Here is a 24,527-nt window from a genome sequence, read left to right on the forward strand (position 1 = left end):
ATAGCGTAGGGGCTCCACCTCTTCCCATTCCGCACAGAGAAGTTAAGCCCTATAGCGTCGATGGTACTGCCTTCAGGTGGGAGAGTAGATAGCCGCCGTCTTATAGAAAGAGTCTTTACTTATAAGTAGAGACTCTTTTATTTTTTACAGAATTTGCTTATCTTTGCATTCTATGAAAAGTGTGAACAATATAATCTTAACAGTTATGGCTGTCTTGGTATTCTTTACCGGGGCAGGGGTTACCGTTATGAGTTTTTGTTGTTCGGACTGTCGGTCGCAGGTCTTTTTCATGGATAAAAAGACTTGTTGTACCATCCATCATGAAGCTGAATCGACAAAATCATGCTGTTCAACAGACACTTCATCTTCCATAGATTGCCAATGCTGTAGCGACAAAGAACATTGTTCAGCTAAACGTTACGCGATTGATATAGACTCTTCTGTCTTCAAACCACATATTAATATCCCTTTCGAATGGGTTGATGATGGAGGAATACATACACATACAGTATATTGTTGTGTGCAGGAATGTTCCGATGCTTGCATACATTTGCGGGGTTCTCCTCCCGTGCATCCCCGTTCTTACTTATCCATCATCAGGGTACTGATAATTTGATTTTATATTTTCTTTTTTCGGAATGTACATTTTCTATATGTGCATTGGCTTTTTATGTATAGATAAAAGAACAATATAAATACAATCAACTAATGAAATCATTTTACATACTATTAGCATTAATCCTATTACCCTTCTTGGCTTATGGGCAAAGCAAACTGAATGGCCGGGTACTCGATTCACAGAAAGAACCTCTGATAGGCGCATCTCTGCATTGGCAAGGTTCATCCGAAATTGTTATGACAGATGAGAACGGTGCTTTCGAAATAAAGGGCAATCCTGATAAACATCACATGATTGTTGTTTCCTATATCGGATTTAAAGATAAGACAGTCCATGTCCCTCACGATTTCAGTCAAGGCATTACGATTACACTGGAAGAAGATAACGAGCTGAATGAGGTTGTCTTTGAAAAGAGGGTTAACGGTCTAACCCGCTCGCGTACGCATGTCGAAAATACCGAGAGTGTATCGACAAAAGAATTACATAGGGCAGCCTGTTGTAACCTTTCCGAGAGCTTCGAGACCAATCCTTCTGTCGATGTATCTTTTAGCGATGCTGTAACCGGAGCCAAGCAAATACAATTGTTAGGGCTTTCGGGGACTTACGTGCAGATGCTGACCGAGAACTATCCGAACTTTCGCGGTCCTGCTGCCATCTATGGAATGGATTATATCCCGGGAACATGGATGGAAAGTATTCAGATTTCGAAAGGGGCAGCTTCGGTCAAAAATGGCTACGAATCGATAACAGGACAGATGAATGTGGAATATAAAAAGCCACATACAGCAGATCCGTTGACACTAAACCTTTTTGCAAGTGATGCCGGACGTTATGAAGGCAATGTCGAAGGTTTTCTCAACCTGAATGATAAACTTGCTACCGGGCTGTTTCTCCACTATTCGAACGAAACTGATAATCACGACGATAACAAAGACGGCTTTTTGGATATGCCCAAAAAGCATCAGTTCAATATGATGAACCGCTGGCATTATGAAAATGGCAGATATGCTTCGCAATACGGATTCCGTTTTGTGCAGGACTACCGCACGAGCGGTCAGAACCGCCATACGATGAAGCCGGAAAATGCACATCTGCAACCTTATGAGATAGAAGTGAATGCCAATAGGGGAGAGTTCTTTAGCAAAAACTCCTACACGTTCGATGCGCATAGCAACGAGAATATTGCATTGATATTCACCGGTTCGTACCATGATCAACAATCTAAGTATGACGTGAATAAGTATAATGTATACGAATCCAATTTATACGCTTCATTTATGTACGAAAAGGAGTTCACACACGAACATCGTTTCAGTACAGGATTGAGCATGAACTGGGACCGATTCAATCAATCCTATCATTTAGTAACCCCTGTAACCAATCAGAAAGGCGAAGAAACCACATCGGGAGGATATGCTCAATATACCTTCAATAAAGATGATAAGTTTGTGGCTTTGGCCGGAATACGTGTCGATTATAGCACGTTGTACAACTTCTTTATAACGCCTCGCCTGCATCTGAAATATACACCGGCCGAGTGGGTAAATATGCGAGCTTCGGTTGGTAAAGGCTACCGCACAGTCTTCGTGATGCCCGAGAACAGCTATTTCCTTGCCAGTAGCAGGAAGATCAACATAGCGAATGATCTCCGTCAGGAGAGGGCTTGGAATTATGGAACAAGCGTTTCGTTCTATATTCCTGTTGCAAACGAGACACTCGAACTGACAGGGGAATGGTATTATACCGATTTCAACAATCAGGTGGTAATAGATGTAGACAGCAATCCGCATGCCGTCAGCTTCTACAATCTCAAAGGATCTTCCTATTCCAACTCGTTTCAGGTTCAGGCTTCCTATCCGTTCTTTAAAGGATTCAACCTATTAGCCGCTTATCGCTGGATTGATACAAAAACCACTTATGGAGGTATCAAGATGCGTAAGCCGTTGACAAGTAAGTATAAAGCCTTGATTACAGCCTCTTACGAGACTCCGCTAAGAAAGTGGGTGTTCGACCTGACAACACAGTTCAATGGCGGAGGACGTATGCCTAAGCCCGATGCATCGACTCCGTTGTGGGGCGAAACTTTCGGAGCTTACTCCGTTATGAATGCACAGGTGACGAAGAATTTCCGCACATGGAGCATTTATGCCGGAGCAGAGAATATCCTGGATAAGACACAGAAGAATCCGATAATATCAGCCGATAATCCGTATAGTGCCGATTTCGATGCCACAATGGTCTGGGGACCGACACAAGGACGTAAGTTCTATGTAGGATTACGCTATACGATAGGTAATTAACAAATAACAGCCTCTGATTTTTTTTCAGAGGCTGTTTTATATTCTGTTTGATTACTCTAAAAGATAACATTTACCCCGAATAGCACTTGGCTCATATTTAAATCAAATTTGAAAGAATCTATTTTATCAGCATATGAGTCGGAATTAATATTCTGATATCCGAAGAACCCTATTTTACTGGTAAAGCGGATATTTTCAGAAATATCTAATGCTATGCCCGGTCTGATACCTACACTCAATCTGTAATCACTATAATAACCGTCTGTTGCCTTCAGGTGTGAATAACCGACTCCTCCATCGGCAAATAATGAAATGATATCCTTTTTGAAAAAAGTATATCTGGCAAAAGGGTTTACTTCGAAACCATTGTATATCGTTTTATAAGGACCGCTAATGTCCCGGGAGATATGTTCTTGATGTTTATACCCTAAAGATACTCCAATACCCCACCTTTCGGACAATTGGTAACCTATTTCAGGGATAAAGGTGAAATTGTTTGCGCGGTCGGCATGTCTTTGTTTATCTGTCGAGAAACTGATTCCTCCTCCTATCCATTTCTGGCCTGCTTCTTGAGCTTTCATAGTAAAACAAATGGAAAATAACAGAATTGCAATAAATAATAGTTTTTTCATATAAATAAACTTTAGGATTAATAATGCCCGAATTTAACTAAATTTATTAGAAAAATTAAAGTTTTTATATGAAAAAAACAAGATAAATGAATAAAGATTGGCTTACAGCCATTTCTTCTTCTTGAAGTAGATAAGGATAATGGTTACGGACAGAATCATGATGAGAATAGAGAACCCGTACCCGAAAGGCCAGTCGAGTTCCGGCATCTTCTTGAAGTTCATTCCGTAAATACTCGCAATCAGCGTAGGAGGCATAAAGATAACCGAGATGACGGTAAACATCTTGATGATTTTGTTCTGTTCCACATTCACATATCCGAGGAAGGTATCCTGCAAATAATCGAGGCGGTCGAAGCTGAAACGTATATGCTCCAATAGCGAATTGATGTCCTTCACCAGAATGGTCAGGCGTCCGTGCAATTCGTGCGGGATAAGCTCGCTTTTCAGTAAGCTGGTTACCACACGCTGTTTGTCTATGATATTTTCGCGCAGGGTCATTGTTTTTTCCTGCATATTCTTGATGTCGTTCAGCAAAGCCTCGTCAGCCCCTTTTATGCTGAAACTGTTACTCAACGAGGTGATTTGTTGCGTCATTGCCTCAATCATATCCGCATCTTTCTCCACGCGTGTCTCTATCAGTGCCAGCAATACATGATAGCCTGTAGGGAAGTTTCGCGGGTTCGAAAACATCTTGGTTGTTGTTTCGTGGAACGAAGAAAGCTCCTCGCCACGCACCGTAATCAGGATGTTGTTTTTCAGGATGAAAGAAACCGGTTCGCGCTCCAAATCATTGAGCAGGAAGTTCATGTTGACGACTAACGAATCGGCCGTTTCGATATACCGCGACGACATCTCGATTTCGATCATCTCTTCCTCTTCCTGTATATAGATTTTGAGATAATCCTCGAGCTCGCTCTCTATTTCTTCGTCAACGTTGTTCAGGTCTATCCACAGGAAGTTTTTGATCGGGGTTTCCTTCAGAAACTCGATACTTCGACTGATGCGGATACTATTATCTTTGTGGTAGAATAGCTTTACTTCTGACATCTTGATGATAGATAAATGAGATTAGACGAAACGATTTTTTTAGACAAAGCCTTCCGGCCGGTATTTCTCTGTCATCAAAGTCAACTTGATAAAGTCGTCGACAGAGAGCCGCTCGGGTCGCTCATCAAAAATCTTATCGCTAAATATCTCATTATCTTTCCCAAGGAAGTATTTCATCGAATTGCGCAGCACTTTGCGGCGCTGGCTGAAAGTCGTCTTCACGATACGGCGGAATAATTCGGCATCACAACCCAACGTTTCGCGTTTGTTGCGTACGAGGCGGATAACACCCGATTTCACTTTCGGTATAGGCTCGAAAGCCGTTGCATCTACCGAAAACAGGTATTCGGCATCGTACCATGCCTGCAAGAAAACACTCAGTATGCCGTAAGTCTTGCTTCCCGGAGGGGCGGCAATGCGTTCGGCAACCTCTTTCTGCAGCATGCCCGAACAGCAAGGTATGAGGTCTTTATATTCCAGTATCTTAAAGAAGATTTGCGAAGATATATTGTACGGGTAATTGCCTATCACACAGAACTGTCCGGGGTATAATTTGTCCAAATCCATTTTCAGGAAATCCCCTTCTATAATATTGTCCTTCAGCTCGGGATAGTGGCGTTTAAGATAAGGAATCGACTCGCGATCCAGTTCTATGGCTGTCAACGGCCTGTCCTTTTCCAATAGGAAACGAGTCAATACACCTGTTCCGGGACCAACTTCTACAATTGGCAATTCGGGAAAACCGTCCAATGTATCAGCTATCCGGCGGGCAATGTCAAAATCTAAGAGGAAGTGTTGCCCTAAAAATTTTTTGGCCTTTACTTTTAGCACCCTATTCTGTTCTTATCTTAAATAATTCGTATCTTTGTGGCAAAGATAGCTATTTTAATTGACAGGAGAAGCATTCTCCGGTACAAAAACATATTAAATGAACACCGTTTCTCAGGAACAGTCATCTAAAAAGAGTTCATTATTGAACAAGCTGCTAAAAATCGTTTTACCTCTTTTCTTAGGCGTTTTCGTCCTTTATCTCCTTTTCAGAAAGACCGATTTCCATGAATTATGGAGCATATTGAAGGATGCCAACTGGGCTATCCTTGCCTTTTCCCTGCTTTTCGGTTTATTGGGCAATACTATCCGGGGATATCGCTGGAGCCTACTGATAGAGCCGTTAGGATATAAACCGAAGGTGTCGAACCTGATATTTTCCATCTATGGTTCGTATGCCGTCAACTTTGCCATCCCGCGTGGAGGCGAAATTTGGCGCTGCGCCATGGTATCGAAAGAAGAGAAGGTACCTTTTGTCAGATTAGTCGGTACGGTCGTTCTCGATCGTGTGCTCGATACCATAATGGTGCTGCTTATCACCTTGTTTGCCTTTTTCATTAATATGCAGTTCTTTATTCACTATGCCGAGGCGAATGAGCAAACGTTTGCCCCGTTGTTGAATCTGCTTTCTTCGCCTTTCTTATACGCGGCGATTGTAGGCGCTGTATTGGCAACGTTTGTCGTATTCCGTTTCTTCAAAGATAATTTTATCGTGAAGAAGGTGCGTGGAATAATTGACGGCTTCTGGAAAGACCTGAAGGCTATATGGCGCATGAAGCAAAAGCTGCGCCTGATTGCATACAGCTTTATGATATGGGGATGCTATTTCCTCTATTTCTATATAACATTCTACGCATTCGATTTTACCGATAACCTCGGGATAACTGCCGGACTGATAGCTTTTGCCTTGAGCAGCATAACTATGGCTATCCCTACCAACGGCGGGATGGGTGTCTGGCATGCTGCCGTGATAGCTTCTCTCGTCTTGTATAGTGTCCCTGAAACTCAGGCCGAAGCTTTTGCCTTCGGGGTGTTTGCCATGCAGTCTTTGTGGCTCATCGTTTGCGGATTGTTTGGGATTGCCGCCTTTGCCATTAAAAACAGGCACACCAAGTAGCTATATTTGCCATTAATTTGTTAACCAAATATAGAGCAGGATAAAAATAATCCCCTATATTTGTTCCAATCTATTAATCGATTTGGTTATGCGAAGACTTATTATCATATCCTCATTCCTGTTTTTAGCAGCGAATTTGCCGGCACAAATCGTCCGCCTGCACGAGGATGCTATGAGCGTACCTGTCGTAGATAGCAAGGTTGTCTTTATCAAAGAAATCCCTACACCCAAAGGCAATTCGAGAGACGATAACTTTACGATGCTCAAAAACTGGGCTGTAAAGAATTATGGCAAAGATCCTTTTATATCCAGCGTGCGGGTGGATACGAGAGCGCGGGAGATTATTGCCCGCTCGCGTATAGAATTGCTGCTCCCTGCCGATTCGGATGGGGTACGCGAACAATTTGTCATGCGCTACCGTGTCAACGGATATGTCTACGAGAGCCGTTGTGTGCTCGAGATTACCGATATCTCCTTTCTGTATCAGGGTACTAAAGAAAGCAATTCCAGATCCCTGCCCAAGGTTATCCGCGCCGAAACTTTTATCACGGATGATGCTGTGAATAAGGGTGGCAACCTGAAAGAAGTCCGCACCAACGCCCGGAAAAGCACCCTCTATTTCATCAACGAACTCTTCAAGGAATACGAAGCCGCTCACGGTTATTAGTGTAAAATAATCAATTACCTGATAATCAATCGGATTTTAGTTAAAACTTGACACTCTTGACAGATTTGACGCGATACAGTGTTTTTTACACTGTCAATTTTTCTGCCATACTGAGTCTTAGGTGAAGCATCTCGTCTTGTTAATGGAAAGAGATTCCTCGCTGATGTTCGGGATGACAAAAATAGGCGGACGTGTCAACTTATTGTATTAGACGTGTTATACCTGTCAAGTATGTTTATCACTATTAATGAGTGTTTTAACTATCGAAAAACTTTACAATACATATTTTTTTCTTTTCGTTACCAATAAGCACAAAGCCAAAGAGCATAGGGAAACAGTCCTCACGGACTACTTCCCTGTATAGATAATCTTATTTATTTTCATTTGCTAATCACGTTTACAACAAAGGGCGAACCTGTCGGCTCGCCCTTTGTAATATCGATAATTCTTAATGGAATAAGATTGTTTATTTTAAGATATTTATATCGCCGCTCCTTTTGTATTTACGTCCATCTGCACCCGTAGCTTCGATAACATAGAAGTATACCCCTGGATTGACACGCTTTCCTTTGTATCGTCCATCCCAGCCTTTATCGGGGTCTGTGAACTGGAAAAGTTTTACGCCCCAACGGTTGAAAATGGTGCACCTGAATTTGACTATCGATTTATGTGCTACACGCCATTCGTCGTTGCTCCCGGGAGAATCACCCGGAGAGAAAAAGTTAGGTTGGTCAAGGGCAGATTCAGAGATGGCGAATGTTACTTGAGCAATTGATGGGCATTCCGAATGTTGATTGGCAACCTCCAATTCTATCTTGAAGTCTCCATGTTGCTCAAAAACATAATAAAACTCCCTGTCGGAAAAGCGGGCGATGGGAGTACCCCAGTCCGTTTGCCCGGTAAGTTTCCTGTAAATTCGCCAGTCGTAATATTGAGTGGTTGGCTCGTTGGCATATCCGTCGAAGTAGATTTTGGCCGGGGCTGAAAATAACAGCCCGGGGGTTGTGAAATCTATATCTTCGAGGCTTCCATCTGTTTTTTCTATTTCGGCAACGATATGCGCTTCTGTTGCTACGGCCTCGTAAGTAGAAGAAATAAGCGAAATATCTATCCCGAATGCTTGTGCAAACTGGTCGCCGCTCAAGGTAAATTCAGTCGTCAGCAGAGGTGCTTCGATTACCGTTTCAGTACCTGATACATTTTCTTCGGTTACTGTTTCCTGATCAAATCGTTTGTCAGTATCGTTCCATACCAGATTCTCGTATGCGATGGTATATTTTCGGTTAACTTTTCTTTCTACGCCTGTGGTGCCAAAGAACGACAAATCATCGGTGATGCTGAAGCCTAATTTCAGGTACTGGCACTTATCCGCATCTTCTATCGGCGTGATGCTGTTCAGCACAGGATGATGGAGGCTGTAGTCGATAATCCATGCGGCAAGCTTGTCTACTCCGCTTTCTACGGCATAATAGCCTTTGCTATCTATCAGGTTGCGAATGGTATAAATGGTTTCTCCGCCCGAGGTATAAGAGGTTATATCTCCTGCCGGAACGGGTAGTTTGTCAGCCAGAGAGTTGGTGTAATAAAAGAACTGGGCACTCGCCGAGGAAGATGTATATTTCAGCTCGGCACCCGAAAGCCCGTTGACGACAAATACCTTGTGTATGTTTGTACCGGTCAGATTGTCGCCATACTCTTCTGCGCCCGCTACCTGATACTGGGCATTGGCGGCAAGAAAAGTGAAAATACTAAGGCAGAGAAATATAATTTTCTTCATTTTGTTTAACGGGTTCTAAGAATAAACCCTCTATCTTTTAACGGACAGAGGGTTACTCTTATTATGTTGATTGCTTATATTCAATGAAGTATGTCCATCGCTTTGAATACTTTCTCCATTTTTTCGAAAGCAATATCTACCTGTTCTTTGGTATGTGTTGCCATCAGTGAGAAGCGAATCAGTGTATCGTTAGGCGCAACGGCAGGCGATACCACCGGATTGACGAAGATACCTTCTTCGAAGAGCATTCTTGTTATAAGGAATGTTTTCTCATTGTTACGGATAAATATCGGGATAATAGGCGTAGAAGTATGTCCTATCTCGCAACCCATCCGGCGGAATCCATCAAGAGCATAATTTGTTATATCCCAAAGGTTTTTGACGCGTTCGGGTTCAGCTATAAGGATGTCTAACGCTTTGCTGGCAGCCGCTGTGGCCGAAGGAGTAATACTTGCGCTGAAAATGTATGGACGGGAATTATGACGCAGGTAATCGATTGTCGCACTATCCGCTGCAATGAATCCCCCGATAGAAGCCAGTGACTTGCTGAATGTTCCCATTATCAGGCTCATATCCTCAGTGAGTTGGTAGTAGTCGTGCACACCTTTTCCGCTATAGTTGTGTCCCATAACGCCTAAGCCGTGTGCTTCGTCAATCATTACGTTGGCTTTGTATTGCTTGGCCAAGCGAACAACTTCGGGCAGGTTCGTAACGTCGCCTTCCATACTGAAAACCCCGTCTACAACGATGAGTTTCACTTTGTCCGGATCACATTTTTGCAATTGCTTCTCAAGGGAAGCCATATCATTGTGGCGAAATTTCAGCTTAGTTGAAAAAGATGCTCTGTTCCCTTCGATGATAGAGGCATGGTCTAATTCGTCCCATATAATGTAATCTTCGCGCCCTGTGAGGCATCCAATTACACCCTCGTTGACCATGAATCCGGCAGAATAAACCATCGCTTCTTCTTTTCCGACAAACTTCGCAAGTTTGTCTTCCAATTCGATGTGGATATCGAGCGTCCCGTTCAGGAAGCGCGAGCCGGCCATCCCCGTACCGTATTTTTCGACCGCCTTTATGGCAGCCTCTTTCACAGCAGGATGGTTGGTCAATCCCAGATAGGCATTAGAACCGAACATCAGCACTTTCTTTCCGTTGATGGAAACTTCCGTATCCTGATCGCTTTCGATTTGTCTGAAATAAGGATAGATACCGGCCTCGCGTGTTTTGCGGGCGGCATCGAATTTATTCATCTTTTCAAGTAACAAGTTCATTTCCAGTGTTTATCGATAAATGGTTATTTGCCGCATTCGTTTTTTTGGAAACGCTATGCAGCGTGCAAAATTAATTATTTTTTCGACACAAAGTCCTTTTTGTATTAAATAAATAGATTTCAGTCTAAAAAGTACCTTAAATCTGAATTTAAAACGCTTTCAGGCTCATATCTTTTATCGTCGCTGAATATATAACGGCGCCAGACGAAATATAGTCTACGCCGGTATGGGCAATTTCCAGAACACGGTCTTTCGTGATACCTCCCGATGCTTCGGTTTTGGCTCTGCCGGCGATTATTTCGACCGCTTCGCGCATTTGTTGTGGCGACATGTTATCGAGCATAATAATATCTACCGCATTCGTGGCGAGGGCTTCCTTCACCTCATCCAGATTGCGTGTTTCCACGTCTATCATCAGGTTCTTACCCGTCTCTTTCAGGTATTCTACGGTCGATTCTACCGATTTGGTAATGCTGCCTGCATAATCGTTGTGATTGTCTTTCAGCATGATCATATCGTATAATCCGAACCGGTGATTTTGTGCGCCACCTATATAGACAGCCCATTTTTCGCACATACGGAAATTAGGTGTTGTCTTGCGCGTATCGAGGATTTGAGTTCCCGTCCCCTCCACTATTTTGGCTACTTCGCGGGCGGCTGTCGCTATCCCGCTCATACGTTGCATGCAGTTGAGTACCAAACGCTCTGTTGTAAGGATAGAACGTGCCGAACCATGCACCACAAAAGCCACTTCTCCTTTTGGGACGAAATCACCGTCTTGCTTGAAGATTTCCATCCTCAGATTTTTGTCGTAATGGCGGAATATCTCCTGTGCCAGTTCTACACCTGCCAGCACGCAGTCGTCTTTTACGAGTAGTCGTGCTTTGCTTTGCAGGTCGGCGGGGACACTGCCCAAGGTGGAATGGTCGCCGTCGCCGACGTCTTCTTTCAATGCCTCGCTGATGAAATGATGTAATCTTTCTTCTGTAACGTATGCCGGTTTATTCATCTGTTGTAGTTTTTTTTACTAAATCCTTATTATAGAATGCTCCTCTGTTTTCGGTTTGTTCCAGACTTTGTGTGATAATCAGCCAGGCTACGCTGACCAGATTACGCAGTTCGGACAATTGCGGCGAAAGGATATGGAATTTATACAAATCCTTCACCGAGCGGTATATATCTTCCTCTTTCTGCTTGGCAAGTTTCAGCCGTTCGTTGCTGCGGACAATGCCGACCAGATCGCTCATCAATATTTGCAATTCCTTACGCAGATAGCTGACGATAGCCATCTCCTCGCTCACTTTCAAACCTTCCTGATTCCATTCGGGGATGCGTTCGAGGTTGTGATAGTGAAAATCGTCCTGCCTCAAGCGCTCGAGTGTTTTCATGGCGGCACGATGCGCAAACACCAATGCCTCGAGCAAGGAGTTCGAAGCCAGACGGTTTGCCCCGTGTAAGCCAGTATTGGAACATTCGCCGACGGCAAACATATTTTTGATGGTACTCTGTCCGAACAAATCTACATCTATCCCTCCGCACAGATAGTGACTGGCGGGTACGACAGGTATCAGATCCTTGAACATATCCAATCCCTGATCCTTGCATTGCAAATAGATATTCGGGAAGTGGGAGAGGAATTTCTGATGATCGAGATGGCGGCAATCGAGGCATACATAATCGTCGCCGCGAAATTTCATCTCGCTGTCGATGGCGCGGGCTACGATGTCGCGCGAAGCCAGCTCCTCGCGATCGTCGTATTTGTGCATAAAGCGCTCGCCCGATTTGGTGCAAAGTTTTGCCCCGAATCCGCGTACAGCCTCCGAGATAAGTGATAGCTGCCCCGGATTGATGCTGTAAAACGCCGTAGGATGGAATTGGATATACTGCATATTGCTAATGCGTGCTTTGGCACGGTGCGCCAAGCCAATTCCGTCGCCTGTGGCAATCAGCGGGTTGGTGGTATTTTTGTACACATGTCCGCAGCCGCCTGTTGCCATCAGGGTTATTTTGGCGGACATTTTTACGATATGGCGGTTCTTCATATCCAACACATACGCCCCGTAACAATTGAGGTTGTACTTGTCGAACGATTCGCCCGGGATATGGTGTTCCGTTATCAGGTCGATTACATAGTGATGATTGAGTAGTTGGACATTCGGCAGCTGGCTGATAGCCTCGAGCAATGCCCGTTCTATTTCGGCGCCAGTGACATCTTTATGATGAACAACGCGGTTTTCGGTATGACCGCCTTCGCGCCCTAAGTCGTAGGTTTGCTTGTCGTTGATGTCGAACTGCGCACCCCATTCCACCATCTCGCGGATGCGTTCGGGGCCTTCTTTCACGACGACTTCCACTGCCTCCAGTTTACACATGCCGTCTCCGGCGCGCATGGTGTCTTCGATATGTTTTTCGAAGCTGTCTTTTTCGAAGTCGGTGACAACAGCTACACCGCCCTGTGCATATTTGGTGTTCGACTCCTCGCTGTCCGATTTGGTTATAATGGTGATGCGTGTTTCGGGTTTTTGTTGGGCTATCTTCATGGCATATGATAATCCCGATATGCCCGATCCTATAACCAATACGTCTGTATATATCATCTTTATTTTATCTTTTTAGAAAGTTCGAGCATCTTGTTTATCGGACGCAGGGCTTTCAGTCTTATTTCCTCGTCGAGGGTTATTTCGGGTAACTCGTACTGCATGCAAAGATACAATTTCTGCATATTGTTGAGTTTCATGAACTGGCATTCGGCGCAATTGCATGTTTTATCGTCACTTTCGGCAGGAATCAGCTTTTTGTGCGGGGCACGCTTTTTCATTTCGTGCAGGATGCCTTCTTCGGTGGCTACGATAAATTCTTCGCAATCGTCTTCTACTACATAGTCCAGCAGGCGGGCAGTAGAACCTATGAAATCTGCTATTTGCAGGACTGGTTTTTGTGCTTCGGGGTGGGCTATCAACTTCGCTTTGGGATAAATGAGCATTTGCTGCCCGATTTTTTCGAGCGAAAAGGCTTCGTGTACATAGCACGAACCGTCCCAGAGTATCATATTGCGCCCGGTAACCTGATTGATATATCGCCCGAGATTCTTATCGGGAGCGAAAATAATCTCCTGATCCTCCGGTAGCGAACGGATAATCTGTTCGGCATTGGATGAGGTGACGATAATATCACTTTCGGCCTTTACGGTGGAGTCGCAATTGATGTAGCTGACTACAATCGCATTCGGATGCTTTTTCCGCATCTCCCTGATGCCTTCGCCTGAGCACGAATCGGCAAGCGTACATCCCGCTTGTAGGTCGGGTAGTACGACTTTCTTCGTCGGGTTGAGTATTTTGGCTGTTTCCGCCATAAAATGGACGCCGCAAAAAACAATCATATCGGCGTCGGTTTTTTCGGCAGCACGCGCCAATTGCAGGCTGTCGCCCAGAAAATCGGCTATATCCTGTATGTCGCCTGTCTGATAATAATGCGCGAGAATGATAGCATTCTTCTCTTTTCGCAGGCGGTTGATTTCGTCTAATAGGTTGATTCCTTGCGGTATTTCTATGTCTAAATACCCTTTCTCCGGGAGAGATTTGATAGCTCGTTCTAACGTTGACATCTTTGTTGATATTAATTTTAGAGAGTTCAAAATTACATAATAATATTGAATTATCCTGTTTTTAGGGGTTTTATATATTGTCCTTTGTTTGGTTGATTTGATAATATACGCTATATTTGCAATAGTTTATCTTATTGTAATGACTATTTATAAGGGGGTTAAATTATTTGATTTCTTCATTAATATGTTTTATATTAATGAGTTGATTTCATTGTATCGTACACACACACACACACACACACACGAAATATAGTCAATATTTCGGATTAATCCAAGGTTTCAGGGTAGATTTTTCAAAGAAAAGTTACTTCGCCCTACGGGCAGTTACTTCGTGCTTCGCACAGTTACGAGTTACAAGAGATAACTTGCGAACTGCTGTACGGCTTTGCCCCTACTCGTCACTCGTAACTTGTAACTCGTCTACTNAATATTTCGGATTAATCCAAGGTTTTAGAGAAGAATTTTCAAAGAAAAGTTACTTCGCCCTACGGGCAGTTACTTCGTGCTTCGCACAGTTACGAGTTACAAGAGATAACTTGCGAACTGCTGTACGGCTTTGTCCCTACTCGTCACTCGTAACTTGTAACTCGTCTACTAAAAGATATGCTTGTGTTAATGTCAGGGGTATTCACCCCGTTTCATCCCGTCTTCTCCGTGAGGAGAAGCGGGATTCTTTTCGGACAGTTAACAGTTATCAGTCAACAGTCAACAATGAAATACATGTAGGGGCGAAACAGCTTTCGCCCGCGAAAACAGAATATATGCCTGCTCAAGCGGGTATATCCGGGCGAATATTTATTCGCCCCTACGCTCAAGATCGAAAGAGATCCCTCGTATCCACTCGAGATGACAATAAAACTATTGGCTATCCGCTAATGGCTAACAACTATAAGAAATTTACTAATCTTCAAATTGATATTTTTATGAAACAGAAAATCTTGACACAGGTTATTGTTATAATGGCCTTATTTACGGTAGTAAGCAGCATGCGAGCACAAGTGACAATAGGTAGTAATCAGCCGCCGATGAAAGGGGCATTGCTTGATTTGACAGAGGGGGCAATAACGACAAAGGGGCTGAATTTACCACGGGTAGAGCTAACCAAGCTGAACCCAACTACCCCTGCTGAACTGGCAGCGTCTATCGGTAACAATTCGAACAGTTACGACCTGGATAAACATATCGGGCTATTGGTATATAACATTAACGATGTTCCCGAATGTGGCTATCCGGCAGGACTGTTTGTCTGGGGAGGTGAACAATGGCAACAACTTTCGGGAGGTAAGGCAGGACGCAAAATAGAAGGTAGCTATGCCGAAGATGTACAAGCACTGAAGGACTTGTACAATGCTAATCCCGGCAATCCTTTAGGCTGGAATTTAAGCGGGGATCCAACTACCTTTGGTGGAGTTACGTGGAAAACTATTTGCGGCGAGAAAAGGGTAACAGTGTTGGATATTAGATATGCAGCTCTTACTTCTTCTACCGGGATCGGCAAACTTTATGCGTTAACGGCTCTGCATTGTAATGTGAATCAGTTGACAAGCCTGGATGTATCGTCCTGCACGGCTTTGACCGACTTGCACTGTAGCGGCAATCAGTTAACAAGCCTCGATATATCCCAAAACACAGCTTTAGCCAATTTAAATTGCTCCTCCAATTACTTAACAAGCCTCGATATATCCCAAAACACAGCTTTAACCTATTGTACTTGTAGCGACAATCAGTTGACAAGCCTCGATGTATCATCCAACACAGCTTTGCTCTCGTTGAATTGTTACGACAATCAGTTGACAAGCCTCGATGTATCATCCAACACAGCTTTGGCCTATTGTGCTTGTTACGGCAATCAGTTGACAAGCCTCGATGTATCATCCAACACAGCTTTGCTCTCGTTGAGTTGTTACGGCAACGAGTTATCGCAAATAGAGGTGAATAAATTTAAGCTTCAACCGAATTATTGTCCGAATATAAGCAATTGGAGGGTAACTCCTCAATATTTTTCTGGTACAACAACAATAGATTTTTCCATAATAGCGCCTACCTGTCCGTAACGAATAGAAATAACTTTATCAATACAGGGAGAAGCTAATGCAATGAGTCGTTAATAGTTATCATCTTTTTTTGGATAACTGATATCTGTTCATACTCTGTGGTTAAAAAAAAAGAGATATACAGATATGTGCTGTGAAATTTTTTAGTGTTTAAAAGGCTTATTATCAGCGCTAAAACTGCTTGTTGTGGATGGCGGATCTAATACAAAGAGTTGATGCACTTGTCTATTTCTGTCATCCCGAACATCTGTGAGGGATCTCTTTCTATTAACAAGACGAGATGTTTCGCCGAAGGCTCAGTATGACAGAAAAATTGACAGCATAAAAAACACAGTATCGTGTCAAATATGTAAAGATTGTCAAGTTTTAACTAAATTTCGATTGATTATCAGTAGGTTGTTTTTTTACTTCTTTGCCGCCAGTTTCAGTAGTGGGTCGACTATCTCGGGAGATGCGCCCATTTCTTTCGCTTTGAGGAAATCCTCGCGGGCGGAAGGCTTGTCGAACTGTTCCAGCCGGATTTGTCCGCGCAGGAGGTAAAGTGGCGCACCATTGTAACCATATTTAGAGGCACTTTCGATGTCGACAAGCGCCCGCCCGAGCTTCTTCTGCTGGAAATAGCATTCGGCGCGGTTGAGGTATAAGTCGGCATTTGCCTTGTTATTCGATAGCAGGTAGGTATAAGCTACTTCGGCTTCCTCCCACTTTTCCTGCCCTTTCAGTATCATAGCCATAGCCATTTTGCCTTGCAGGTTTTCGGCGTCTATTTCGAGCATTTTCCCAAAATCGTTTTCGGCGCTGATTATATCATCTTTCATCAGGAAAATCAACCCACGGCGGTACAGGGCTTCCATATCTTTCGGGTCGCTGGCGATGAGGCTGCTGTAATCGATAAAAGCATTATCCCATTGATTCATTTCGCAGTAGAGGGCGGCGCGGCTGTGCAAAAGCATCGAAGGGTTGGGGAATTTAGCAATGGCAGCGTTGTAGGAGATAAGCGCTTCTTCGAGCTTCCCCTGATTGCGTTGGAATGTCCCGAGATTGAATAGTAGCAACGAGTTGCCCGGGTTGGCAGGTTCGGCTCGCAAGGCGGCTTTCATGGCCAGTTCGGCTCCTACATAATCGTTTTGTTCGGCGAAGTCCATCGCTTTGCTCACCATCTCTTCGTATGTCTGGGCGGTAGCGGCCAGTGTGCCGGCCAAAAGAATCAATATCAGGATAAGTTTCTTCATGATTAACGATATAAATATGGATGCAAAAGTACATTAAATAAACCGATTGAAGCTTTATTTATTGCACAGAGCTTTGTGAAATGTTATTAATACACAAATTCGTAGGTGTATTCCGAAGTGTTTCCTGCGGCATCCGAGGCGGTAAATATCAGTTGGTAGGTCGTGCCTTTTACCAATCGATCAGGATCGAATGTATAGGTGTAGTTGGTTGATTTTATGTCTCTTCCGAAGAGGGCATAATCTCCGTTCAATGTGCCCCGGTAAGATGCTACGCCGCTCAGGTTGTCGGTTACCTTTATAACGATTTTTTTGTTTGCCTTCCAGTTTTTAGGATTGACAGGGGTGATGACAGGTGCTTTGATATCGGCCGTGATAGCATAGGTGTGCCCCAGTTCTGATATTTTTGCCGATAGATAGCCGTCTTTGTATTCGCCGCCTATCCATACAGGGCGCTTGCCGTCGATTTGTATGATGCCGTAAGGTCTGTAATGAGGGTTAAACATCTCACCTGTCATTTTTATCTTTATCTCCGCAGGGCTTTGCAAGGGGATGTATTTGTCGTGAACCTTGTAGCAATCGGATAGGTGGAATGACGAATCGGCTTTCACACCGCTTTCCCTCGATAGGATAAAGCATATATCGTCATATAGCTTTCCGGCAGGGATAGAGAGGGAAAAATCGTCGGTTATGTAATGGTTGTTCTGATTCCATGCCATATATTGCGAACATCGTTTGTCATAGGGGATGGATTGTTCTTTTCCTGTCACGGTGAATGAATAACTCGTCTTGTTTCCATACAAGTCTTCCAGTTCGTAGCGTAGCTTGTAGTCTCGTTCTTCGTTTATCGTCAGATAGCCGTCGTCTTCGACATCCTTGTAAATGTCTAATCTGTTGCCTGGTTCGGTGAAGGATTTCATATAGAATTTCTTATTCCGGTACCAAAAGTCGAAATCCGTCAGGCTGTTAATCATCCGCGATTTGTTGAAGTCGACTTCGGCGACGTCCAACGAAGAAATCAATACGCTGTCGCAATACAAGCGCACGCATTTCACTCCATAGATATTGCCTGTTCCGTTCATGCGGTCATTGGCATGTATGCCGAACCCGATTCTGCCCCAAGCATTCAGCTTCTTGCTGATAGGGGAATAACCTCCTTGTTTAAGGGGGGTAATGGTCTGGCGAAAAGTTTCGTAGCTGCCGTTTAAGAGCCCTTCCCCTTCAATCGGGTAAACGGCTATCCCTTTTACGATGGGGGCAGTAGTGTCGTCTATGTCTTTGGTGTAGTAGGGGAGTGGATCGAGAGCATTTTCGGTTTGGCTGTCACGTATTTCGAAATGTACATGAGGACCACCCGATGAGCCCGTATTGCCACTGTAAGCAATGAGGTCTCCCTTCTTTACCGGAAACTGTTCGGGGGAGAGGAAAAGGTTTACCCTGAAGCTTTCTTCTTCGTATTGTTTCTCTTTCACATAGGCGGCAACAGCCTTGGTGAATTTGTTTAAGTGTCCGTATACGCTTGTCTGTCCTGTGGCGGGGTGGGTAACATATAGCGCTAATCCGTAACCGCTCGGCGAAACGGATATGCGCGAAACGTAGCCGTCGTCAATGCTATACACTGGTTTGTTGACAACCCCTTGCGTTTTGATGTCGATACCCGTATGGAAGTGATTGGCGCGCAATTCTCCGAAGTTGGCGCTCAGGACAAGCGGTATATCCATGGGAGACCGGTAAGGGTTTTGTGCGGCAATCTGCAGGGACAGGAAAGTACATATAATCGGTAGAAAAAGCTTCTTCATGTATTACAGTCTATTTTTATACGCTGCAAAAATAAACCATTCGGATGGCTTATGCAATTTGTTTTCAATAGATTTATCTATAATTAAGAATGACCGTCTTTCGGGTGAATGAAAATTTTCTTAAAAATATATGCTTATTTTTTTGCAGATTATCAAAATTCGTTTACCTTTGCATCCGCAATCAAGGAAATGTATAGCCTCTCGGAGACTAACAGATTGATTCCAAGATGGCCCATTCGTCTATCGGTTAGGACGCAAGATTTTCATTCTTGAAAGAGGGGTTCGACTCCCCTATGGGCTACAAAAGAAAAAGATTTTAAACAATATAAAAGAGATTAGTCAATATGGCAAATCATAAATCGGCTCTGAAAAGAGTAAGACAAGCTGAAGTAAGACGTTTAAGAAACAGATATGTAGCTAAAACTGCACGTAATGCTGTAAGAAAATTGCGCGCTACAACAGACAAGGCTGAAGCTCAGAAACTTTATCCTACAGTATGTTCTATGCTCGACAAACTGGCTAAAAAGAATGTTATTCACAAAAACAAAGCCGGTAACTTGAAGTCTAAATTAGCGCATCACGTCAACGCATTGTAATCGATGATTATTGAGATATACAAAGGCTATCCCAAAAGGGATGGCCTTTTTGTTATCTCTTGGTTTTATAATTATCTTTACAAAACAATAATAGAGTTCACGATATGCAGAGAAAAACGCTTCTAAAAATATTGCTATTCTTCTCGATCGTTGTTTCCCTTGCTTCCTGCCGGTCGGTACAAACGGGAAATCCCAATCTGTACGATCCTGTCCAAGTCTCTCACCTGTCTCAAAAACTCGGCATTCCGCTAAAGAATACGAACAAAGATGACGATAAAAACATGAAGCTATACGCCGAGTGTTCGTTGTGGATGGGTGTTAAGTATCGGTATGGCGGAACGACCAAGCGCGGTGTCGACTGCTCGGGGCTGGCGCTGAATATATATAAGAATGCTTATGGTAAATCTATACCCCGCAGTACGACGGATTTGTCGGCAAAAGTAAAGACTATATCCAAAGGCAGTTTGTATGCCGGCGACTTGGTGTTTTTTGCAACGACCAATAACAAAAAGAAACCCACACATGTCGGTATCTATCTGAAAGACGGTTACTTTATTCATGCTTCCACTTCGCGCGGAGTGGTGGTGAATCATTTGGATGAAAATTATTATAAAAAGAACTGGCTGAAAGCGGGAAGAATTCGATGAATTAGTGTACTTTTGTGTTTTTATGACAATTACTATTTATTTAACTTAACAAACAGATATGAAAAAAGCACAAATGTACTTGCTCATTGTAGCGTCTCTTGCTATAATGTTTTCGTGTGGAAGCGACAATGATGACTTGCAAACCGGAGAAATAACATTAAACAAAACTACGCTGAACCTTGTGAGCGGAACGATAGATGAAGAAGCTATCCTTTCAGCGATGGGTGTATCCGGTGAGCTTGAAAATGTGGAATGGACAAGTTCTAACCCGAGTGTTGCCAAAGTCGATTCTGATGGAAAAATCACAGCCTTGTCGAAAGGTACAGCTATTATTACTGCTAAATCAGGTAAAAATATAGCAACCTGTGAGGTAAAAGTGACAGGTTTAAGTGCCTATTATATAATGGCTGAAAATGGAGAAATATGGGGATTATATAAGGATGGAGAGCTTGTGGCACCTGTATCGGAAGGGGCGTTATTATATACTTTCCTTGTCTCAGGTAATGATATTTATTTTGCAGGGTCTAAAAATAATTATCCGACGATGTGGAAAAACGGAGTTGAAACTCGTTTGTCTAATCAGAGAGGGGCTGCTATATCTCTTGCTCTTGATGGCGATAAAGTGCATGCCGGAGGCTATATTGAGTATTTTACTGACTTGAGTAATGGTGTGCCTGTAATCTGGTCGAATGGTAGCGAACGTATATTGGCCGATTTGTCGCCAACGGCTGAAGATCCACACATAGATGGTGGTGTGTCTAAAATGCTTGTTCGGAATGGAGATGTGTATGCAGGTGGAAATAAAGGGCGTAATCCTGTAATATGGAAGAACGGAGAGGTTTTTGTTGACGAATATTATGGAGTTTATTCAAGATTTGAAGACTTTTGCTTCTTAAATAACGACCTTTATCATCTTTTTAGGGAAGAGTCGAGCCAATTGATTTTAATGAAGAATCAAGAAAGACACTCCTTAGAACCTGTTTCAAACCTTTCTCCACAAAACTCGTCGATATTGACTGTCAACGAAGATGTGTATATATTGGCTATCGCTAATCACGGGACTGAGGTTGTACTTTTCAAGAATGGCCAGAAAGTGGAGCTATCAGGTGGTTATGTGCCTACCGGAACAGAGTGGAACTCTGCCTATGTGCATGGCTGTGTGGTCGATAATGATCTTTATATTTTTGAATATAGACAACTGTCTTTGGACAAAGGTAAGTTAACAGTATGGAAAAATCAGGAAGTAATATATATCGGAGATGATACAGGCATTGGGGTCTACTCCATCACGTTGGTTAAGGAATAAATGACATAATTCTATGGAAAGTGGCCGGAAGAAATTTCGGTCACTTTTTATTTTCTTACTATTCTTCGGATTTATTAGCTGAAAATTAACAGCTTGTCAGTCTGTGAATTAAATATTATTTTATATCTTTGTGTCGTTACAATACTCAATATCTAATGAGGCGAATCTATCTGTTACTTATTCTTTCGGTCTTTTCGGTTATCCTTTCGGCGAAAGGAAATAATGAAGCCAATCCGGCTTTAGTAAAGATTATCGAACTGGATGAATCTATCAATATTCCGTCTAACATCGGCGGACTTTTATCATTGCCCAAATACGAAACCGTTTCGGAAAACCTGCTCTCTCCTTCATCTATTTTAGAGAGGAAGCTTGATTTATCAGGGGATTATACATTGGAGAACCTCTATAAGCAAAGAGAAAAACAAGCGGAAATGGCTTCCTTGTCTCAAAAATTGGGGATAGATATCGTTGACGACGATTATCTCGATTTCTACCGCGAAGTGGCATCCTGGCTCGGTACGCGTTACCGGATGGGCGGCATGAGCCGTAAAGCGGTCGATTGTTCGGGCTTTACGAATATTATTTATAATACTGTTTTTCATAAAGAAATACCCCGTGTAAGCACGGTTATCGCGAATACCCTGTCGGAAGAGTTGCCCATAGACGAACTTCTTCCGGGCGATTTGGTCTTTTTCCGTACACGCGGACGCAACCGTATTAATCATGTGGGGATGTATATCGGAGACGGACAATTTGTTCATGCTTCTATCAAAGGCGTGAAAGTGAGCGACCTGAGCGATGGGTATTATAAACGGACATTCCAGAAAGCAGGAAGAATATAATTATTAAGAATCAATTGGATGAGAAAATTAACAATAGCACTTGTTGCACACGACCACCGCAAGGCCGACATGGTAGAGTGGTGTTACTATAACTCGGACTTTTTGTCCAAGCATAAATTAGTAGGGACGGGAACTACGGGAACGCTGATTCGTCAAGCCCTTTTAGAAAAAGGAATAGAAATCGACATAACTTGTATGAATTCGGGGCCGCTCGGTGGCGATGCCGAAATAGCAGCAATGGTAGTCCGGCAGGAAATCGATTTGGCTATATTCCTGATTGATGACTTGAATCCTCAACCCCACGATGCCGATATTATGATGCTGCTTCGCCAATGCCGCGTGCATAACGTGCCTATTGCCTGCAACCGTTATAGTGCCGACTTGATGATAACCAGTAATCTCTGGGACGATCCCGACTATGTTCCGACCAAGCCTAAATACGAACGCTTCGATAGGGCTGCCTTTGATGCTACCTATCGGAAAATCAAGGACTAACAATATACTATTACAATCAATCTTAACTATGTACAAAATCAGCCTTTACCTACTTTTAATCCTCTTCTTGATTGCCTCTCCGGCTTACTCGGATAATATACCCGACACACCCGAAGAAGTTGTTGCCGATTCATCTTCGGCAGTCGAATTGACAGAGACGCAGAAGCTATATGCCGAACTGCAATTAGATAGCTTAGTGAATTATAACATGTTCGAGGATGCCATGATAGGCTACAACGCGCTCGATATTCCTAATAAAGAAATTATTACGTTGATAGATTTTTCGAAGCCTTCGACCGAAGAACGCTTATATGTACTCGACCTGAAAGAGAAGAAAGTCCTTTTCACGAGCCATGTGGCTCATGGAAAGAATAGCGGATGGAATTATGCCACTGCTTTCTCCAATAAGATGAAGTCGAACAAGAGTTCGCTCGGCTTCTTCATCACAGGTGATACCTATCGCGGTAAGCGGGGCTATTCCCTGACTATCAACGGGCAGGAAAAAGGTATCAACGACAACGCCCGTATGCGTGGTGTCGTTTTTCATGGAGCCAAATATGCTAATCCTGCATTGATTTATCAGGGCGAGGGCGGACGATTAGGCCGCAGCCGTGGATGTCCGGCCTTGCCGATGGATATTTATCGTCCCGTTATTGATACCATCAAAGGAGGAACGATGGTCTTTATCTATGCCGAAAATGCCGATTATAAGAAGAAAAGCCCTATACTCTCCTTGGGAGAATAGAATGCTGAAAATGTAAATACCCAAAGCCGGTTTCTGATACGAGATCGGCTTTTCTATCTATAGAAAGAAATATTACCTTTACCGGATAAGAATATACGATGAAAATGTCAAACGAAAAGGGTAGGTTGTTGAGGAAATTGAAGGAAGGCCAATTTGTGGAAATCTTCAATCTGGAAGAGGCGGACAATACCATATTCGGCGATTATCAACGGTACGATTTTTATCAGTTGATTTGGTTTACGGAAGTTGGCGGCGACCTGTCTTATATGCTGGATTTTGATGAATATCTTCTGAAAGATAACCAGATAGTTATGGTATATCCCGGACAGGTTGATAAGCTCGATCCCCGCTCCAAAAAGGGGTATATTTTTACTATCAGGACCGAAACTCTTTTCGCGATGAACCAGCGGATGCAGTCGGACTTCCTGAATGGGTATTATTCCAATGTTTTTATATCTCTCGACGATTCTACAACCGATGTCCTCAAGCAATTGATGCGCCTGATTCTTTTAGAATATACGACAAAAAACAGGCAATTATTGCTGGAGAATTATATGGAATCTTTCCTGTTTCATATTTCATCGGCTTTTGAGGAAACAGAAATCTTTCAGAACAGCCGTTGCGAGAGGCTTGTAGCCAACCTGATGTGGCTGATTGACGAACACTTCGTCGCCGAACGCGAGACCGAGTTTTACGCCGAAAAACTGGGATTAACCCATAAGCGGATAAATGAGATTTGCAAACGGGGAACAGGCAAAACGGTCAAGCAGCACCTGCAAGAACGGTTGATATTGGAGATAAAAAAAGAAATCCGGCTGAATGAAAAGAGTTTGAAAGAGATAGCCTTCGATTTGGGTTTCAACGAGGCTGCCTACTTTACCCGCTTCTTTAAGCAACATACTTCGATGACGCCTACCGAATTCAAAGAAAAATAGACCCATTTGTGCAA

At 43.3% G+C, this 24,527-nt stretch carries 22 protein-coding genes, 1 tRNA gene and 1 rRNA gene; 14 read left to right on the forward strand and 10 right to left on the reverse strand.

Annotation, left to right across the window (positions count from 1 at the left end; all coding sequences use genetic code 11):
* The 3 genes from rrf to D0T66_RS05630 all read left to right on the forward strand — a co-directional run.
* A 5S ribosomal RNA gene (gene rrf / locus D0T66_RS05620) occupies window positions 1–101 on the forward strand; the annotation flags it as partial.
* A gap of 104 nt (window positions 102–205) precedes the next feature.
* A complete protein-coding gene (locus tag D0T66_RS05625) occupies window positions 206–616 on the forward strand; it encodes a hypothetical protein (protein ID WP_163356282.1) in 411 nt (136 codons plus the stop codon).
* A 92-nt stretch (window positions 617–708) separates the two neighbouring features.
* Window positions 709–2,919 carry a TonB-dependent receptor gene (locus tag D0T66_RS05630; protein WP_163356283.1) on the forward strand — a complete coding sequence of 737 codons (2,211 nt, stop codon included), beginning with the start codon at window positions 709–711 and terminating at the stop codon, window positions 2,917–2,919.
* A gap of 56 nt (window positions 2,920–2,975) precedes the next feature.
* On the opposite strand, the gene D0T66_RS05635 is transcribed toward D0T66_RS05630, so the two are convergent.
* The 3 genes from D0T66_RS05635 to rsmA form a co-directional block, all read right to left on the reverse strand.
* Window positions 2,976–3,551, reverse strand: coding sequence for an outer membrane beta-barrel protein (locus D0T66_RS05635; RefSeq protein WP_255489738.1), 576 nt, complete (start codon window positions 3,549–3,551; stop codon window positions 2,976–2,978).
* A 102-nt stretch (window positions 3,552–3,653) separates the two neighbouring features.
* Window positions 3,654–4,598, reverse strand: a complete 945-nt coding sequence (corA, locus tag D0T66_RS05640; protein WP_163356285.1) for a magnesium/cobalt transporter CorA — start codon at window positions 4,596–4,598, stop codon at window positions 3,654–3,656.
* Between the two features lie 39 nt (window positions 4,599–4,637).
* Window positions 4,638–5,429 (reverse strand): 16S rRNA (adenine(1518)-N(6)/adenine(1519)-N(6))-dimethyltransferase RsmA, encoded by a 792-nt coding sequence (gene rsmA, locus D0T66_RS05645; RefSeq protein ID WP_163356286.1) that lies wholly within the window; start codon window positions 5,427–5,429, stop codon window positions 4,638–4,640.
* Between the two features lie 97 nt (window positions 5,430–5,526).
* On the opposite strand from rsmA, the gene D0T66_RS05650 reads away from it, so the two are divergent.
* Together D0T66_RS05650 and D0T66_RS05655 are read left to right on the forward strand one after the other, a co-directional pair.
* Window positions 5,527–6,543, forward strand: coding sequence for a lysylphosphatidylglycerol synthase transmembrane domain-containing protein (locus tag D0T66_RS05650; protein ID WP_163356287.1), 1,017 nt, complete (start codon window positions 5,527–5,529; stop codon window positions 6,541–6,543).
* Between the two features lie 88 nt (window positions 6,544–6,631).
* Window positions 6,632–7,210, forward strand: coding sequence for a DUF4468 domain-containing protein (locus D0T66_RS05655; protein WP_221412177.1), 579 nt, complete (start codon window positions 6,632–6,634; stop codon window positions 7,208–7,210).
* 466 nt (window positions 7,211–7,676) lie between these two features.
* Here the strand turns inward: D0T66_RS05655 and D0T66_RS05660 are convergent, their stop codons facing one another.
* From D0T66_RS05660 to nadA, 5 genes are all read right to left on the reverse strand, one after another.
* Window positions 7,677–8,987, reverse strand: a complete 1,311-nt coding sequence (locus D0T66_RS05660) for a gliding motility-associated C-terminal domain-containing protein (RefSeq protein ID WP_163356288.1) — start codon at window positions 8,985–8,987, stop codon at window positions 7,677–7,679.
* 80 nt (window positions 8,988–9,067) lie between these two features.
* Window positions 9,068–10,261 carry an aminotransferase class I/II-fold pyridoxal phosphate-dependent enzyme gene (locus D0T66_RS05665; RefSeq protein WP_163356289.1) on the reverse strand — a complete coding sequence of 398 codons (1,194 nt, stop codon included), beginning with the start codon at window positions 10,259–10,261 and terminating at the stop codon, window positions 9,068–9,070.
* 148 nt (window positions 10,262–10,409) lie between these two features.
* Window positions 10,410–11,270, reverse strand: coding sequence for a carboxylating nicotinate-nucleotide diphosphorylase (gene nadC / locus D0T66_RS05670; protein ID WP_163356290.1), 861 nt, complete (start codon window positions 11,268–11,270; stop codon window positions 10,410–10,412).
* Window positions 11,263–12,858, reverse strand: a complete 1,596-nt coding sequence (nadB, locus tag D0T66_RS05675; protein WP_163356291.1) for an L-aspartate oxidase — start codon at window positions 12,856–12,858, stop codon at window positions 11,263–11,265. Before nadB ends, nadC begins: the two co-directional genes overlap by 8 nt.
* 2 nt (window positions 12,859–12,860) lie before the next feature.
* Window positions 12,861–13,865: a quinolinate synthase NadA gene (gene nadA, locus D0T66_RS05680; RefSeq protein ID WP_163356292.1), complete on the reverse strand. Its 1,005-nt coding sequence runs from the start codon at window positions 13,863–13,865 to the stop codon at window positions 12,861–12,863.
* 923 nt (window positions 13,866–14,788) lie between these two features.
* On the opposite strand from nadA, the gene D0T66_RS16195 reads away from it, so the two are divergent.
* Window positions 14,789–15,919, forward strand: a complete 1,131-nt coding sequence (locus D0T66_RS16195) for a leucine-rich repeat domain-containing protein (RefSeq protein WP_185154824.1) — start codon at window positions 14,789–14,791, stop codon at window positions 15,917–15,919.
* A 404-nt stretch (window positions 15,920–16,323) separates the two neighbouring features.
* Here the strand turns inward: D0T66_RS16195 and D0T66_RS05690 are convergent, their stop codons facing one another.
* Complete coding sequence (locus D0T66_RS05690) at window positions 16,324–17,151, reverse strand: lipopolysaccharide assembly protein LapB (RefSeq protein WP_163356293.1); 828 nt, start codon at window positions 17,149–17,151, stop codon at window positions 16,324–16,326.
* Between the two features lie 86 nt (window positions 17,152–17,237).
* A complete protein-coding gene (locus D0T66_RS05695) occupies window positions 17,238–18,947 on the reverse strand; it encodes a M23 family metallopeptidase (RefSeq protein WP_163356294.1) in 1,710 nt (569 codons plus the stop codon).
* Between the two features lie 229 nt (window positions 18,948–19,176).
* On the opposite strand from D0T66_RS05695, the gene D0T66_RS05700 reads away from it, so the two are divergent.
* The 8 genes from D0T66_RS05700 (at window position 19,177) to D0T66_RS05735 (ending at window position 24,513) form a co-directional block, all read left to right on the forward strand.
* Window positions 19,177–19,248 (forward strand) — tRNA-Glu (locus D0T66_RS05700).
* A 43-nt stretch (window positions 19,249–19,291) separates the two neighbouring features.
* Window positions 19,292–19,543 carry a 30S ribosomal protein S20 gene (gene rpsT, locus D0T66_RS05705; protein WP_163356295.1) on the forward strand — a complete coding sequence of 84 codons (252 nt, stop codon included), beginning with the start codon at window positions 19,292–19,294 and terminating at the stop codon, window positions 19,541–19,543.
* 104 nt (window positions 19,544–19,647) lie between these two features.
* Window positions 19,648–20,190: a C40 family peptidase gene (locus D0T66_RS05710; RefSeq protein ID WP_163356296.1), complete on the forward strand. Its 543-nt coding sequence runs from the start codon at window positions 19,648–19,650 to the stop codon at window positions 20,188–20,190.
* A 73-nt stretch (window positions 20,191–20,263) separates the two neighbouring features.
* Window positions 20,264–21,496, forward strand: coding sequence for an Ig-like domain-containing protein (locus D0T66_RS05715; RefSeq protein WP_221412178.1), 1,233 nt, complete (start codon window positions 20,264–20,266; stop codon window positions 21,494–21,496).
* Between the two features lie 155 nt (window positions 21,497–21,651).
* Window positions 21,652–22,338, forward strand: a complete 687-nt coding sequence (locus D0T66_RS05720; protein ID WP_163356298.1) for a C40 family peptidase — start codon at window positions 21,652–21,654, stop codon at window positions 22,336–22,338.
* An 18-nt stretch (window positions 22,339–22,356) separates the two neighbouring features.
* Window positions 22,357–22,833: a methylglyoxal synthase gene (locus D0T66_RS05725; protein WP_163356299.1), complete on the forward strand. Its 477-nt coding sequence runs from the start codon at window positions 22,357–22,359 to the stop codon at window positions 22,831–22,833.
* Between the two features lie 28 nt (window positions 22,834–22,861).
* Window positions 22,862–23,578 (forward strand): murein L,D-transpeptidase catalytic domain family protein, encoded by a 717-nt coding sequence (locus D0T66_RS05730; protein WP_163356300.1) that lies wholly within the window; start codon window positions 22,862–22,864, stop codon window positions 23,576–23,578.
* A 104-nt stretch (window positions 23,579–23,682) separates the two neighbouring features.
* On the forward strand, window positions 23,683–24,513 hold the full coding sequence (locus D0T66_RS05735; RefSeq protein ID WP_163356301.1) for an AraC family transcriptional regulator: 831 nt from the start codon (window positions 23,683–23,685) through the stop codon (window positions 24,511–24,513).
* Window positions 24,514–24,527 lie beyond the last annotated feature (14 nt).

This window comes from Dysgonomonas sp. 25 (genome assembly GCF_010501075.1).
GTDB lineage: Bacteria > Bacteroidota > Bacteroidia > Bacteroidales > Dysgonomonadaceae > Dysgonomonas.